The 14,797-nt window shown below is 49.6% G+C and carries 9 protein-coding genes; all 9 read left to right on the top strand.

Translation table 11 applies throughout. The annotated features are described in order from the left end of the window. Nucleotides 1-13 precede the first annotated feature (13 nt). Nucleotides 14-730, top strand: a complete 717-nt coding sequence (locus tag ACJJIC_RS12885; protein ID WP_444886098.1) for an ABC transporter ATP-binding protein — start codon at nucleotides 14-16, stop codon at nucleotides 728-730. Continuing rightward, nucleotides 727-3,162 (top strand): ABC transporter permease, encoded by a 2,436-nt coding sequence (locus ACJJIC_RS12880; protein ID WP_445357113.1) that lies wholly within the window; start codon nucleotides 727-729, stop codon nucleotides 3,160-3,162. Before ACJJIC_RS12885 ends, ACJJIC_RS12880 begins: the two co-directional genes overlap by 4 nt. 89 nt (nucleotides 3,163-3,251) lie before the next feature. After that, nucleotides 3,252-4,148 (top strand): alpha/beta fold hydrolase, encoded by an 897-nt coding sequence (locus tag ACJJIC_RS12875; protein WP_445357112.1) that lies wholly within the window; start codon nucleotides 3,252-3,254, stop codon nucleotides 4,146-4,148. A 191-nt stretch (nucleotides 4,149-4,339) separates the two neighbouring features. Next, complete coding sequence (locus tag ACJJIC_RS12870) at nucleotides 4,340-4,657, top strand: heavy metal-binding domain-containing protein (protein WP_252085798.1); 318 nt, start codon at nucleotides 4,340-4,342, stop codon at nucleotides 4,655-4,657. 243 nt (nucleotides 4,658-4,900) lie between these two features. Continuing rightward, entirely contained in the window at nucleotides 4,901-5,779 is an 879-nt protein-coding gene (locus ACJJIC_RS12865; RefSeq protein ID WP_444885061.1) for a S1 family peptidase, read from the top strand. A 261-nt stretch (nucleotides 5,780-6,040) separates the two neighbouring features. Beyond that, nucleotides 6,041-6,286, top strand: coding sequence for a nuclear transport factor 2 family protein (locus tag ACJJIC_RS12860; RefSeq protein WP_445357111.1), 246 nt, complete (start codon nucleotides 6,041-6,043; stop codon nucleotides 6,284-6,286). Nucleotides 6,287-6,866: 580 nt separating this feature from the next. Beyond that, entirely contained in the window at nucleotides 6,867-7,025 is a 159-nt protein-coding gene (locus ACJJIC_RS12855; RefSeq protein ID WP_445357110.1) for a hypothetical protein, read from the top strand. A gap of 269 nt (nucleotides 7,026-7,294) precedes the next feature. Next, nucleotides 7,295-12,421 carry an alpha-2-macroglobulin family protein gene (locus tag ACJJIC_RS12850; protein WP_445357109.1) on the top strand — a complete coding sequence of 1,709 codons (5,127 nt, stop codon included), beginning with the start codon at nucleotides 7,295-7,297 and terminating at the stop codon, nucleotides 12,419-12,421. A 44-nt stretch (nucleotides 12,422-12,465) separates the two neighbouring features. Continuing rightward, nucleotides 12,466-14,784, top strand: coding sequence for a penicillin-binding protein 1C (pbpC, locus tag ACJJIC_RS12845; RefSeq protein ID WP_445357108.1), 2,319 nt, complete (start codon nucleotides 12,466-12,468; stop codon nucleotides 14,782-14,784). Nucleotides 14,785-14,797 lie beyond the last annotated feature (13 nt).

Raw genomic sequence — 14,797 nt, 5'->3', positions numbered from 1 at the left:
CAGGGAGTTCGCTATGTCCAAGCCAATCCTTCATATGGCCGGGATCACTAAGGTGTTCAGCACCGAAGAAATGGAAACTCACGCCCTGCGGGGCGTTGACCTGAGTATTTACTCGGGGGAATTTGTTTCTATCTGCGGCCCCTCGGGTTGCGGTAAATCCACACTTCTCTCGATTCTCGGCCTGCTGGACCTCCCCACCAGCGGCAGCTATGAGATTGAAGGCACTGAAGTCGCTCAATTGACGCTAAGTGAGGCGGCGACAATTCGTAACGAGAAAGTAGGCTTTATCTTCCAGTCCTTTAACCTGATTGACGAACTCTCTGTGTACGACAATATCGCCCTGCCCCTGCGATACCGACGCAATCCCATTCCCAAGTCTGAAGCCGACAAAAAAGTGAAACACTGCCTGGAGAAGGTGGGGATGAGTCACCGGGCCTCTCACAAACCTAATCAGTTATCGGGTGGCCAACAGCAGCGAATCGCCATAGCCCGGGCGCTAGTTGGCAATCCATCCCTGCTACTGGTGGACGAGCCCACCGGCAACCTGGATTCCCACAATGGCGATGCGGTAATGGAAATGCTGCGGCAGCTCAACAATGAAGGGACCACCCTGTGTATGGTGACCCATGATCCTCGTTACGCTGACATGGCCAGCCGCCAATTGCATCTGCTGGATGGAAAAATCTCAACGCCGCAGCCCATAAAAGAGCCCCATGAGATGGCCCTATGATCACCACAAAGGACCTGTCCATTGCCCTCCAGTCCCTCAATCGGGCGCGGAGCTACGCCACCACTATTATTTTAACCCTGGGTATCACCCTCGGCGCCCTGGTAACGCTATTTAATCTCAACTACCAACTGTTAGCCGCACCCCTACCCTACCCGGACGAAGATCGGCTGTATGTCGTGAATGGTAATCTCTACCAGAACAAGCAGCTGCGGCTGGAAAACAACAGCCAATACCCCGCCCTGGTTGAAATCTATAAAAACGACAGTTTCTTCGAGTCCAGCGCCCTGGTGTACTTCTGGGAAGATGTGGTCCGCAATTTATCCGGATCACCACGGGTTAATGTTTCCTATGTCTCTCCAGAATATCTCCAGCTGGCTGGAGCACCCCTGGCCCTGGGCAGACAATTCAATGCCGATGAAGGGCTCGACAGCCGAGTCCCTGTGGCGGTTATCAGCTATCAAACCTGGGAGCAGATGTTCCGGCGCAGCCCAAATGTCTTGGAGCAAAGCCTGCAATTTGGGGAGGTGGACTTTCGTATTGTCGGCGTCACTGCCAAAAACTTCATTGAGCCCCAGATCTATAAACAGGGCCGACAAACAGCAGTCTGGCTGCCCTGGGACTTTAACGATACACAAGTAGGGCGCAGAAATAATTGGAGAGGCTTCCTGCCTTTTCGCATGCTCACAGGAAAGCTGAAGCCGGGCATTGACTCCACCAGCGCAGGGCATGAATTGAGCACATTAATGGATGCCCAGTATCAAGCTGCCCTAGCGGGAAGATCCTCTTCGGTAGAGAGGTCCGTTGAATACCGACTCACCCCCTTCGCCAATAAAATACTTGGCGACAGCGCCACACGAACCCTAATGGTTATGGGCGGTACACTGGTGCTCCTGTTAATTGCCTGCGCCAATGTTACCAATCTGATTCTTTCTCGCGCTGCCAAACAACAACGCAATATGGCGATACAGGTCGCGTTGGGCGCACACAAAAAACATATCTTTTTGGCCCTGCTGTGTGAAATCGGCCTACTTATGTTAGGGGCTGCATTACTTTCTCTACTTTTAGCCCTGGGGTCGACGGAAGTATTAAAGGTGATGGCTACGGAACAAATTCCTCGCATTCAAGAGCTCACCTTAAACTGGCAGACACTGGTTTTCGCACTGTTGTGTGCCTTACTGCTCGCCCTATTCTTCTCAGCCATAGTCAGTCGCCAGGTTAATTACCGCGCACTGAATCAAATGTTGCAGAGCAGCGGCAAAGGCTCCGGTGTACAAATTTCACCACTGATCCGCAAAGTCCTCATCAGCAGCCAAGTAGCGATGACCAGCTTACTCATAGTCGCCAGTTTACAGATATTCCTGCAAGCCAATCGCCTGATTAACCAACCATTTGGTTTCCCTTTGGACAACGTTCAGGTAATGACTCTGAATATCGGCAATCTTAGGAGCGCCCCCACTACCGAGCGAGAGAGTTATCTGAAGGCCATCAGGCAAAGATTGCTGGAGCACCCTAAAGTACAAAATGCCAGCCTGAGCTTAAACACTCCTATCTCTATCAGCCGGCCACTCTGGACCACATCCCTGAGTCATGATGCCAGCCGACAAAACCCGGTGATGGCCAAGACCACAGTAGTCGACGAAAACTACCTTTCCATTTTGCGTATGCCACTGGTAGCTGGCCGTCATATCAATGCGGCTGAGTTTTCCGATAACAATCGCATGATGCTCGTCAACGAAACCCTTGCCCAGCAGCTGGAACCGAATGGAGAAGTATTAGGCAAGCGCTACTACTGGCGAGGTGACTTGCCCTACCAAGTGGTCGGTGTAGTGCGTAACGCAAGCCTGCCAGGCAAAATGGAACCCGCCCGCTTATTTGTGCGCGGTATCAACGTGAGCTATCCCCTACTCGTACTCAGACATAAGCCTCACCAACCACTCAGCACCACAGAGATTAACCGGGAGTTTGCCGAAGTAAACAGGCAGTACAAAGTTTCCGAGCTATTCTCCCTGGAGCAGGCGCGAGACCTACTCCTAAGCAATGACCGAGTCTCAGTTTGGGTAACCACAGCCCTAACATTACTGGCACTCAGCCTCGCTGCCATCGGTATCTTTGGAGTGCTCAGTTACAGTGTACAACTGCGGCGTACCGAGCTTGGCGTGCGCATGGCAATCGGCGCCCGCCCAGCGACGATTTTCTATCACACGCTGATCGATAGCTTGACTCCCGTAATTATCGGTATCGCTGTAGCAACTTTGGTAGTGGTCCCACTAGCACTTTGGCTTGAGCAAAGCGAGTTCAGCATTGAAACCAGCCTCTGGGGCTGGCTGCTGCCACCACTGTTTATTATCGGCCTGACGGCCTCGGTTACCCTGCTTTCTGTATGGAAAATAATCAACAAGCCCGCGGTTTACGCATTGCAAGGAACAGGATAAATACTTTCCATCTGATAGCCGCTGCTTGAGGTTGCGCGCTCATCATGCAATCTTTACAGCAAGTACAACAATAAGAAATGGAGCAGCCAATGCAACCTCAGCAATGGTTATCAAACGGAAAGATATTTGATTATCAAGACCACCAACTCTTCTATGTCGATAGCAACCCAAGCTGTCGTCATAAACCAGTACTGCTTTTGATCCACGGTTTTCCAACCAGTAGTTATGACTGGCAAAAGGTATGGACCCAACTGACAGAGCACTATCGCTGCATTGCTATGGATATGCTGGGCTTTGGCTATTCAGACAAACCCAAACAGCATAACTACAGTATCCACCAGCAAGCTGATTTACATGAAGCTCTTCTACAATATTTAAACATCAATAAGGTCCACCTGTTGGCCCATGACTATGGGGATTCCGTAGCACAGGAGTTACTCGCCAGAGCCAACAACGGCGGCACTACAGGGTATATCTCGGTGTGCCTGCTGAATGGCGGTCTATTCCCAGAAACTCATCAAGCTCGCCTCGTGCAGAAACTCCTGCTTTCTCCTATTGGCTCTCTAATCAATAAACTAATGCGCTACCAGCAGTTTTGCCGCAGCTTCAGTGCCATTTTCGGACCAGAGACAAAACCCTCCGACAGAGAATTGCGAGACTTGTGGCAAATTCTCCAATATAAGAATGGCAACCGGCTCCTCTATAAACTGATCACCTACATGTACGACAGGCGCAAACATCGTCAGCGTTGGATCGACGCGCTAAACCAATACCCTGGCCCCCTACTGCTAATCAATGGCTCGTTGGACCCAGTTTCAGGGAAGCATATGGTGGATCGATTTCGTCAATTGATAGATCGGGCAGCAGACATTATTGAGCTGGGAAAGATTGGGCACTATCCGCATTGGGAGGCGCCTGATCATGTGGTAAGTGCGTACTTAAATTTCGTAGAGGCGGAGAAAAAAGAGCATTTAATGCTTTCTTGAATATCCTAGATAGTTCTCTATTGCGATCATGATGGCAAGAAGCTGGGTGTCAAAATCCCAGTCTAATTCCAAGCATCCCCAATAATAAGGCGTATTTTTAGTTTCATCAAAATGTAATACTTTCTTCTTTTCAAGGCATGTCCCATGCAATCATAGTAAGAACCATACCAAGCAACATTAAGAAATGTATCATGATCTACTCAACCACTGAAACCGTACCAGGATATGAAATCAAAGAGATACTCGGAGTGGTTACCGGTAACGTTGTTCAATCCAAGCATATTGGTCGTGATGTTATGGCGGGCTTAAAGAGTATCGTTGGCGGTGAGATAAGAGGCTATACAGAAATGCTATCCGAAGCCAGAAATAAGGCCCTTCAACGGTTGATTGATAGTGCCCAGCAGAAAGGAGCCGATGCCGTAGTAGGTATCCGATTTTCAACAAGTGCCATTATGGAAGGATCTTGTGAAATGATGGTCTTTGGGACTGCCGTCAAACTAAGGAAGTGATATCCCCTAACCTACAATTAGTGCCTATTTTGAAAGATTCCGTAAAATATAGCTTTTACTGCTAGTTAGCTTCAATTCAGGGATACGAGGTTCCGAAATTAAATTCAATGGAGCCTCTAATTTACAGCCCAATATCTGGCGATAGGATTCACTGGTGGCAACTAGGCCAAGGCCTCTACGTCAGATCTATTTTTTTCAGACATCAATGATCTATATAACCAATAACTTACAGAAAGATCTCTCATGATACGCACAATTAAATATCTTTTTCTTTCCTTCCAATTAGTATTAACACCTGTGGTAATAGCAATAACCATTCGCGATGATGTGAGTGACTCAAGATACCGTATCGATGCCTCTGAACTCCCCGCACTTGTAGATTTACCGGGAGAAGGACACGGTGTACTTATCTCCCCAGAGTGGATTGCGACAGCTGCGCATGCCGTTACTTGGCAACACTGTATTGAAGAGGTCACCATTAAAGGCACTTCCAGAAGGATCGATAAGCTGGTGATACACCCCGGCTACAAGAAGATACCTCAAAGGATGATTGATGAGGCACTAGAAACGGGAGATGCCAGTGAAATTGAAGCATTATTGGCCACATCCGATGATATTGCCTTAATTAAACTCTCTCAGCCTATGATTGGTGTTAATCCGGTAGGAATTTACCGTGAAAGTGATGAGCAAGGAAAAATAGTAAAACTGATCGGAAAAGGAGCAACGGGTACAGCTGACCTCGGCCATGACCCCAAAGGCCCCAATCGAACAGAACTCCGCAGAGCATTTAACATAATCTCATCAACTCAAAATCGTTGGCTTGGCTATGACTTTGATCAAGCCCCGAATGCGTTGCCACTTGAAGGCATGTCTACGAATGGCGACAGTGGCGGCCCGGTACTAATTGAAATTGATGGCCAGTGGTTACTCGCAGGTCTCACATCCTGGAAGCACGCGGAAAATGTTGATATACGAACCTTCCGCCCTGGCACCTATGGCCAGACTTCCTATTCCATTCGCTTAAGTCATTATGCAAGCTGGATTGACTCAATGATTTCTAATCACTCATCTATTCAGCAATCTGTCAAAGCAGAATCTGATAGCTCATTAACTAACCAATAAACCGTTATTCTACAAACCCCACAACAAGAGTTATCCAAGGAAATATGATGTACAAATTAATACCTTTAATCCTGTTAACTTTTTTAAATTCATATGTATATGCCAATTCCGCTGAGGACAACACCAAAATACGCAGAGCCGTACTCGATTACATTGAGTCACAACAAAAAGTTGAACCAAGCCTAATGGAAAGAGGTTTAGATACGAAACTAGCCAAGCGAACCTACTGGAAATCCAAAGACGGCTCAGAATTCATCATGGATGACAGACTATGAAACCATGGTTTGGTTGGCCGAAAACTACAATAAGGAAGGCGATAAATTTACAGAGTCCCCCAGGGTTGATATCAACATACTTGATATTGATAACCGGGTAGCCTCGGTAAAGCTTACAGTCGATGATTGGATTGATTATATGCACTTATATAAGAATGATAAAAATAACTGGAAAATCATTAACGTTCTCTGGCAGTACCATGATACGAAAAGACATATTAACAAGAAATGAACTAGATATTAAAAATACCTTGTGGGCTTCCCACACAAATAGATACTACTTCTTAAGAAGTTCTTATTTATAAAAAAATATCCCCACAAGTTCAAAAGGCTAAGTGCTAGAAAAAGTAGCAGCGAATACCATAAAAAATGATGACTGTTTCAAAAATCTGTCTTTGCCTTATAGCAAGCTCAATATCAATTTTTATTGCCACTATGGAATACTGGCTAGGCCTAGATGGTAACGAGTTGTTTCTAGCCAGAAGTGTTTCAGCTATGGTATCTGTCGGGCAGAGCAACCTAATTTATCCAGAGCCGACTTTAGTTGCTGGCAATGGCGGTATTACAGAAGTTCGAGTCATCTTCATGGCGCTGTGTCTATCGACTCTCCTGGCCTTAGGCTCATTCGTATTGGTCACGGTTAATAGAATCAAACATGGTTCCCACAAACTCTATCTACCTTTAGCATTCTGCTCTGCAGCTCTCTGCCTAAGCATTATTTATGTTGGGTTTCGGTCTGGCATTCAGTATAGTCTTTGAAGTGTGCCAAGCTTGAGCCTGTGCCCACACACAACACAAAAAGGAGCACCAAATTGAAGAGGATCACCGTCGCCCTACTATTCTTACTAGCAGCCATTGCCTGCTATGTATTTGGTGTGCCTGTTGGCGGGGCCTTTTTTCTCGCTTTGGGTGTTGTTTTTGAGGGGATCTTTTGGGTAAAACTGTTCAAACGCAAGAGAGAGTCAGCCTAATAATTAATATCTTGTTATTTCTACCTAGTCAAAGACGTGTTCACAGTTTAGTCGAGCCTAAGCGACCCTACTTGCGCGACTTCTTTTAGCAATAACGAACCATATTCTCCTATTGCCGATATCTCCTTGGCTCCTTATCCCACCTTCGCTAATACTCATTACCAAGCTCAATACCCTTACTAACTCACATTGAGCAATACGAAAGCTTGAGACAACGTTCAAGACCAACTAAATTGTCCGCCACTTTCTTTACCAACTAGGAAATATCCATGTTCCCTCACCGCTTACCGCGTTGGATTGCGGTCATTCTTCTCTGTCTTGTTGCTATAGCCTGCACGCCTGAGAAGCCAGAAAAGCTGAGCGAGCCCTCTACTAAAAAGGCATCTACCCATGGGGCACTCAAAAGCGGTGATGAAAATTCAAAGGAAGAAACACCCCCATTAGTCTCTGCCCCAAAGGCTAGTGTTAAAGAGGCTAGTAGTGAGACTGGATCAACAACTTCCGATACCAAACCCCTAAGCAAGTCCAGTGAAGAAGCTCCTTCGCAGGCTTCTACTTCCAACAACGACACGATGCCGCTGGTTGCGGATTCAACGGAAAGTGCTCTTACGGTGCTCCATATAGGTGAGCGGGTCTACAAAGATGCGCGAGCTATTGCGGTGATCTTTTCTGAGCCACTGCTGGGGAATGCCCATTTTGGTTCCTACCTAACCCTCACCCAGGAAAATGGTGAAGATGTCGATGGGGGCTGGGTTTTATCTGACAACCAAAAGATCCTTTACTTCACCAACATCGAACCGAATACACGCTACAGTGTAGCGATACACCCCGGCCTGCCCAGTAAGGATGGATTCGAGTTACGAAAGTTAAAGAAGGACACAGTTCACACTCGGCGTATCGAACCCAGTATCAGCTTCTCCAGTAACGGCAGTATATTTCCAGTTACGGTAACACCTGGCTTACCAGTGACTGCCGTCAGCATTGAAGCGGTGCAAATCCATTTTCACAGAGTGAAGCCTGAACACTATTCCGCCTTCCTTAGTCTGGTCAACAATCAGTCTCTGAAGTACTACTACCAGTTAAGGGCTCTGAACAATGTTGCTGAGTTAGTCTACAGTGCACATTTTGATCTAACCCAAGAAAAATATGTTCAGCGAGACTTCGATCTCTCCATAGGCCATATTGAACCATTAAAGCAGCCAGGCATTTATGTTGCTGTCATGCAGCCGGCCGGTGTATACAACACCAATCTTTTCGATGTCACCCACTTTTCTATTTCCAACTTGGGCTTACATGCCCGTTACTACCCGGAAAGCATTGACCTCTATGTTTCCTCTCTGGATGAGGGTCAAGCATTGAAAGGCATCCAGGTGGAGCTACTGGATAACAAAGGAGGACTGATCAAGCAGCAGACGACCTCCAAAGAAGGGCATGTTCGTTTTATGCTCAGCCAGGAGCAGGAGGACTCCCAGCGCTTCTTTGTTGCGCGAGACCCAGATACAGGCCATTTCTCTCTGTTAGATTTGCGCGAACCGGCGCTGGACCTATCGGACTTCAAGCTGGGCCAACGCCCTTCCAGGCCGATGGAGTTCTTTATGTACGGTCCCCGGGATTTGTACCGTCCCACAGAATCCATACAAGTTAGCGGCCTGCTACGCAATTACGACGGGCGCTATTTAAAAGACTTACCGATCAAGGCGGACTTGATTAAACCCGATAACACCAGTGCCCGTACTTTCACTTGGCACGCCAGCGCGCCGGGATACTACGAGAAGCTGCTTCCCCTACCTCAAAATGCTCCGACGGGTGACTGGCGCCTGGAAGTCGAATTGGCCGATGGACGCAAAGTGCGCTACCCATTCAAGGTGGAGGAGTTTCTACCGGAACGTATGAAGCTGGTATTACAGGATGGTGAAGAGCGCAGCCTGGTTCAGGGGCACGATAAAGCCTTGAAACTGGAAGTTGAAGGTAGCTATCTGTACGGTGCTCCGGCCGCCAACAACCGCTTGGAAACTCTGGTACAAGTCAGCCACTACCGGGAACCCTTCCCTCAATGGGAAGGGTTTTTGTTTGGGGACGCCACTGAGCGATTACCCGCGCGCCAGTTTAATGCGTCCACCATTGAGCTGGATGCTGAAGGGCTTGGCAAATTACCGCTGCGATCCCGTTGGAATCACGCGAAGAGCCCGCTGAAAATTAATCTGGTTTCGAGCCTGTTCGAGTCCGGCGGCCGCCCCGTAACTCGGCAACATCCCGTTCTGGTTTGGCCCGAGCATCCAGTAGTCGGCATTCGCCCTAACTTTGGCAAGGAGAATCCCTCGGCCAATAGCCGACCGGAATTCGAAATTGTTGTAGCCGATGCACTAGGTGAACCGGTCACAGGCCGCAATCTCAGTGCGGTATTAATCTCAGAGGATCGCCAATATTTTTGGGAGTACTCCGCTAGCCAGGGTTGGCACTATGAATACTCCACTGCCGAGTTCGAATCTTTCAGCCGCCAACTGCAATTTAATGAAGAGACTCCCCTGAAACTCACGGTGCCTGTGGAAAATGGCCACTACCGTTTGGAAATTACCGATACTAATAGCGGAGCCACCAGCAGCCTGCGCTTCCATGCTGGGCGCGACTGGTATTACTGGTGGCGTAAGGACCAAGTAGCGAAAGGCCAGGCGGCCCGCCCGGATACCGTGGCTTTATCTTTAGATAAACCCAAATACTCACCTGGAGATTTAGCACAACTCACTATAGTGCCGCCGGCAGACGGTGAAGCGCTGGTGTTGGTAGAGAGCGATCGATTGCTGTGGTCCGAGCGTGTATCGGTAGAGAAATCGGGCACCAAAGTTGAAATTCCCATTTCAGCAGACTGGGACAGTCACGATACTTATATTTCCGTAACCGCACTGCGCCCGGCCGATAAGAATGAGCGTATCGCCCCTAATCGCGCTTTCGGACTGGCTCATTTGCCACTGGACCGGGAAGCCCGACGCTTGCCTGTGCGCCTGGAAGCCCCGGCACGCGCCCTGCCCGGCTCAGAGATAGAAGCCACCGTAATCACGGACCTGGACTCCATCGGTAAAAATGGCGGCGCAGCCTGGACCACCTTGGCAGCGGTAGATGTGGGCGTGCTCAATATCACCCGCTTTGAAACACCAGATCCCTTTGAAGCCTTTTTCGGCCAGCGCCGCTACAGTGTTGATGTCCGCGATATCTATCACCGAATTATTGAGTCTGGTAATGGCAAGCTGTTGGAGCAACGTTTCGGTGGAGATGCTGAACTGGCGCGTGGTGGAGAAGAGCCCAATTCCGATGTGCAGATCGTTTCGCTATTTTCCGGGCCAGTGGAATTCGATCAGCAAGGCAAAGCCAAAATTTCCCTTCAGCTGCCGGAATTCAATGGCAGCCTGCGCCTAATGGCGGTGTCATTCAGTAAAGAGGGGTTTGGCAGTACTGAAGGAGAACTGATAGTAGCCTCCCCATTAGTCACCCAAGCTGCCCTACCCCGTTTTATGTCTCCCGGAGATCGCAGCACACTGGCGCTTGACCTGAACAACCTGAGCGGCAGCACGCAAAAACTGACTGTGGAAATGCGGTCTGTGGGCGCTGTGGATATGGAAATGGGAGAGCGTCTGTTAGAGCTGGCCGATGGCGAGCGCAAGACTTTGCGCTTCCCAATTACTGCCAAAAACGCCACTGGTGAAGCGGAATTCCAACTGATAGTAAATGGTGCAATAGATGAAGATGGCCAGAATATCACCATCGAACGCCAGTGGCGCCTGGGTGTTCGCCCAGCCTGGCCCGCCACCACGCACACCCAGCGCCGTCTTCTAGAGCAGGATGAGAGTTTCAGCCCGGATAAGGCTTTTCTGGATTCCCTGATGCCGGACACGGTACAAACATTAGTATCCCTGGATAGCCGCCCGCAATTGCAACTTCAGGACCACCTAGCAAATTTGCTTCGCTATCCCTATGGCTGCCTGGAGCAAACTTCCAGCCGTGTTTATCCACTGGTGATGGCAACGCCACTACAGCAACAAAAATTGGGCATCGAACCCCTGGACGAAATCGAGCGTGCGAGACGTATTGATGCAGGTATCGAACGTATCTTCAGTATGCAAAAAAGCAACGGCGGTTTTGGCCTGTGGAGTGCGGAATCAGCAGAGAACCAATGGCTCACCGCTTATGCGGCCGACTTACTTCTGCGCGCTCGTGATCAAGGTATTGTGTTCGATAACACACGCCTGGAGTCCACCCTCAAGCGTCTGCAGGAATATGCCCGCGAGCGCGGTAGCTTTTATCAACAGCGCTATAGTAGTGACCCTGACTTTTACGCTTATGCTGCCCGCTCCTATGCCGCCTATGTGCTATCCCGTGTGCAAAAAATCTCGCTCGGCCAATTGCGCAGCCTTTACGAAAGCGGTGCTGACTTAACCCGATCCCCTCTACCACAGTTACATATGGCAATTGCTCTCCAGGCCATGGGCGATAACACCCTGTCTCAAGAGGCCTTACAAAAAGCCCTTTCCATTGAGCGCAAGCGCCTTAGTTACTACGGCGATTATGGCTCTAACCTACGCGATACTGCACAGATGATCTCCCTATTGCTGGAGCATAATTTGGCTACCGACAAAGCCGAAGAGATGCTGTTTGAAATGGTGAATCTGCTCCGTGAACGGGAGTACCTAAGCACGCAGGAACGAGGCAGTATATTTATGGCCGGCGTTCAGTTACAGCTTAATGGCGGTGAAAATTGGTCTGCTTTACTAAAAACCATTGATGGTTTACGGGAAGTGAATGATGATAATCCGCACAATACTCTCTTCCGTGGTCGTGAAGCCGCAGAGGTATTTGAGGTAACCAGCCAAATAGAAAAACTCTTCGCTGCTATTACCATTAATGGTTACAGCAAACAGGCACCTACAGAGGTGATGGATAAGGGCGTTAAAATCACGCGCAGCTACCACAAACTAGACGGTTCAAGTGTGGTGCCGACTCAGGTACGTGAAGGTGAACTCTATCTGGCGCGCCTGCAAATCGACGCGGACCGACGCCTGCCCGATCTTCTCGCAGTAGACCTGCTACCCGCAGGGTTTGAGCTGGAAAACCAAAACCTCGCCGATAGTATCAAAGTGGATGAGCTTAAATTCGACGGTAAGAGTATCGCCCAATGGCAGAACGACCAGGACAATATACAACACATGGAATTCCGCGATGATCGATTTGTGGCAGCATTGGATCAATCTGAGTGGAAACCCACCAATCTCTTTTATATCGCCCGAGCAGTAACTCCCGGTCACTACCAGGTACCACCTCCCTTTGTGGAGGATATGTATAACCCTGAACGCTTTTCCATTGGCAAGAACCCAATGGCGCAAGTACAGGTAATCGGCAAGCATTGAAACTGTTAGCCACACTAATAGCTCGATGGAAAAACAGCAGCCGCATGTTTCGCGTGCTGCTGATCTCACCATTCTTTCTTTTAGTCACATTGTTGGCCCTGGATACTATTTTCCCCCTACCTTTGCCTGAAACACATGGTTTTGCGCGGGTAGTGGCTGATCGCCATGGTAAGCCACTGCGTTTCTTCGCTGATAATCGCGGCGTGTGGCGTTACCCCATCACGCAAGATGAAGTAGCGCCACGATTTATCGAGGCACTACTCACCTATGAGGATCGCCATTTTTATCAGCACCCAGGTATCAATCCCTTTGCGCTCGTTCGGGCGGCCAGCCAATACCTTCGCAATGGACATGTGGTCTCCGGTGGCTCCACCCTGACCATGCAGGTAGCGCGCCTGCTAGATCCACATCACAGGACTTTAATCGGTAAGACCAAACAAATGTTGCGCGCCCTGCAATTGGAATGGCATTTCAGCAAGCAGGAAATTCTCGATCTCTACCTCAATCTGGCACCTTACGGCGGCAATATTGAAGGCGTGGAAGCCGCCAGCCGTTTATACCTGCGTAAATCCTCCGCCGATCTCACCCACGCCGAAGCGGCACTCCTGGCAGTATTACCCCAAGCGCCCAGTCGCCTACGACCGGACAGGTACCCAAATCGAGCACAAAAAGCTCGGGATAAAGTTCTGACCCGGTTACAGGTCTACGGCGTTTGGAGCGCAAACGAGGTCGAGCGCGCGCAGCTAGAAAACGTTTATGCGGAGCGTCTGGAATTTCCACAGAATGCCCCTCATTTATCCCGCTGGCTGGTAGAAAGCATCGGTGATCAAGAGGTGATTAACACCACCATTGACGGCAATATTCAGCGTGGACTGGAGGACTATCTGCGCGATTATATGGAGAGCTATCCGCAGAAAACTTCTGCCGCCGTTATAGTACTGGAGAATTCCGACTTATCTGTACGCGCCTATGTGGGAGCCTCCCATTTCGGTGACAAACGTCGATATGGCTATGTAGATATGGCGAGAGCCACGCGCTCGCCCGGCTCTACTCTCAAACCATTTCTGTATGGACTGGCAATCGATGGAGACCTGATCCACAGCGCCTCCTTGCTCAGTGATGCACCGCGAATTTATGGAGATTACCGCCCAGAGAATTTCCATCGTGGTTTTTCCGGCCCGGTCAGTGCTACTGCCGCTTTGCAGCGCTCTCTCAATATCCCAGCCGTGCAATTGCTGGAGCACTACGGCCCCGGCCGATTCGCAGCGACACTGGAAAATGCCGGCCTCTCACTACAATTTCCCAGCGGCGGCAAACCTAATCTAGCCATGATTTTAGGTGGCGTTGGCACCCGCCTGGACCAACTCACCGGACTTTATGCAGCCCTAGCACGCAGCGGGCTATCCGCAGCACCCCGCTATTTACCCGAAACTCCACTGCGAGAGCGGTACCTGATGTCTGCAGAGGCCGCCTGGATCACATTTGAGATGCTGGCTTCCAACAGTGGTGGCTCACGCCGCTGGCGCAATCTGGTAAGGCAAAGCAAAGCAGATATTGCCTGGAAAACAGGCACTAGTTACGGCTACCGCGATGCTTGGGCGATCGGTGTAACCCCCAGCTATACCGTAGGAATTTGGGTAGGTCGCCCAGACGGCACCCCCCTCCCCGGCTACTACGGCTCCATCAGTGCAACGCCATTGTTAAATGCAGTGATTTCATCTCTACCAGGTAACAAGCAGCAACGCCTGGCAAGACCCGAATCAATAATCCAAACAGAAATCTGCTGGCCGTTAGGAGGCCAGAAGTCGTTAACCGAAGATGAACTCTGCCACCAACAGCGCAATGCCTGGCTTATCCAGGGCCGGGCGCCCCGAACCCTCCCCCCAAAAGGAGAACCTTTACGTGCTGCACAAACTTACCACTTCTTTGCCAACCAACAGGGCTTGCGGGTAAAACCCAGCTGTATGGACTCCTCTGCTACAAAGAGAAGCCTTGCCCTGTGGCCAAAGGAGCTGGAGTCCTGGTTGCCCACCAACCAAACTCGGAACCAACAAATCCCACCGACAGCGCCCGAATGTAACGCCCCAACCGCAACTACGGGTACCCCACTGAAAATTGTCGGTGCCAGCAATGGTAACCAATACCTTCCTACCGGTAACAGCGCTCCTTTACCACGTATAAATCTCAGCGCGATAGGAGGACAAGGGAAACGCTACTGGTTTATCAACGGCGAACCCAAGGATGAAACATTGGGCACTCAAAATTTTGCACTCTCACCACAGAGTGGGCAGCATCAAATTGCAGTGTTGGATGAGAGCGGGAATGTGGATCGGATTGAAATATATGTAGGAATTAACGATTAAATTTAGCACTATC

The organism is Microbulbifer mixtoriginis (SeqCode) (genome assembly GCF_052468275.1).
The sequence above is the reverse complement of the archived record's forward strand: the minus strand, read 5'-3'. Positions and strand labels throughout refer to the sequence as shown.

Coding starts and splice junctions, on each gene's coding strand:
- ACJJIC_RS12885 (WP_444886098.1), top strand. CDS start 14: ATGTCCAAGCCAATCCTTCATATGGCCGGGATCACTAAGGTGTTCAGC.
- ACJJIC_RS12860 (WP_445357111.1), top strand. CDS start 6,041: ATGACAGACTATGAAACCATGGTTTGGTTGGCCGAAAACTACAATAAG.
- ACJJIC_RS12865 (WP_444885061.1), top strand. CDS start 4,901: ATGATACGCACAATTAAATATCTTTTTCTTTCCTTCCAATTAGTATTA.
- ACJJIC_RS12870 (WP_252085798.1), top strand. CDS start 4,340: ATGATCTACTCAACCACTGAAACCGTACCAGGATATGAAATCAAAGAG.
- pbpC (WP_445357108.1), top strand. CDS start 12,466: ATGTTTCGCGTGCTGCTGATCTCACCATTCTTTCTTTTAGTCACATTG.
- ACJJIC_RS12880 (WP_445357113.1), top strand. CDS start 727: ATGATCACCACAAAGGACCTGTCCATTGCCCTCCAGTCCCTCAATCGG.
- ACJJIC_RS12875 (WP_445357112.1), top strand. CDS start 3,252: ATGCAACCTCAGCAATGGTTATCAAACGGAAAGATATTTGATTATCAA.
- ACJJIC_RS12850 (WP_445357109.1), top strand. CDS start 7,295: ATGTTCCCTCACCGCTTACCGCGTTGGATTGCGGTCATTCTTCTCTGT.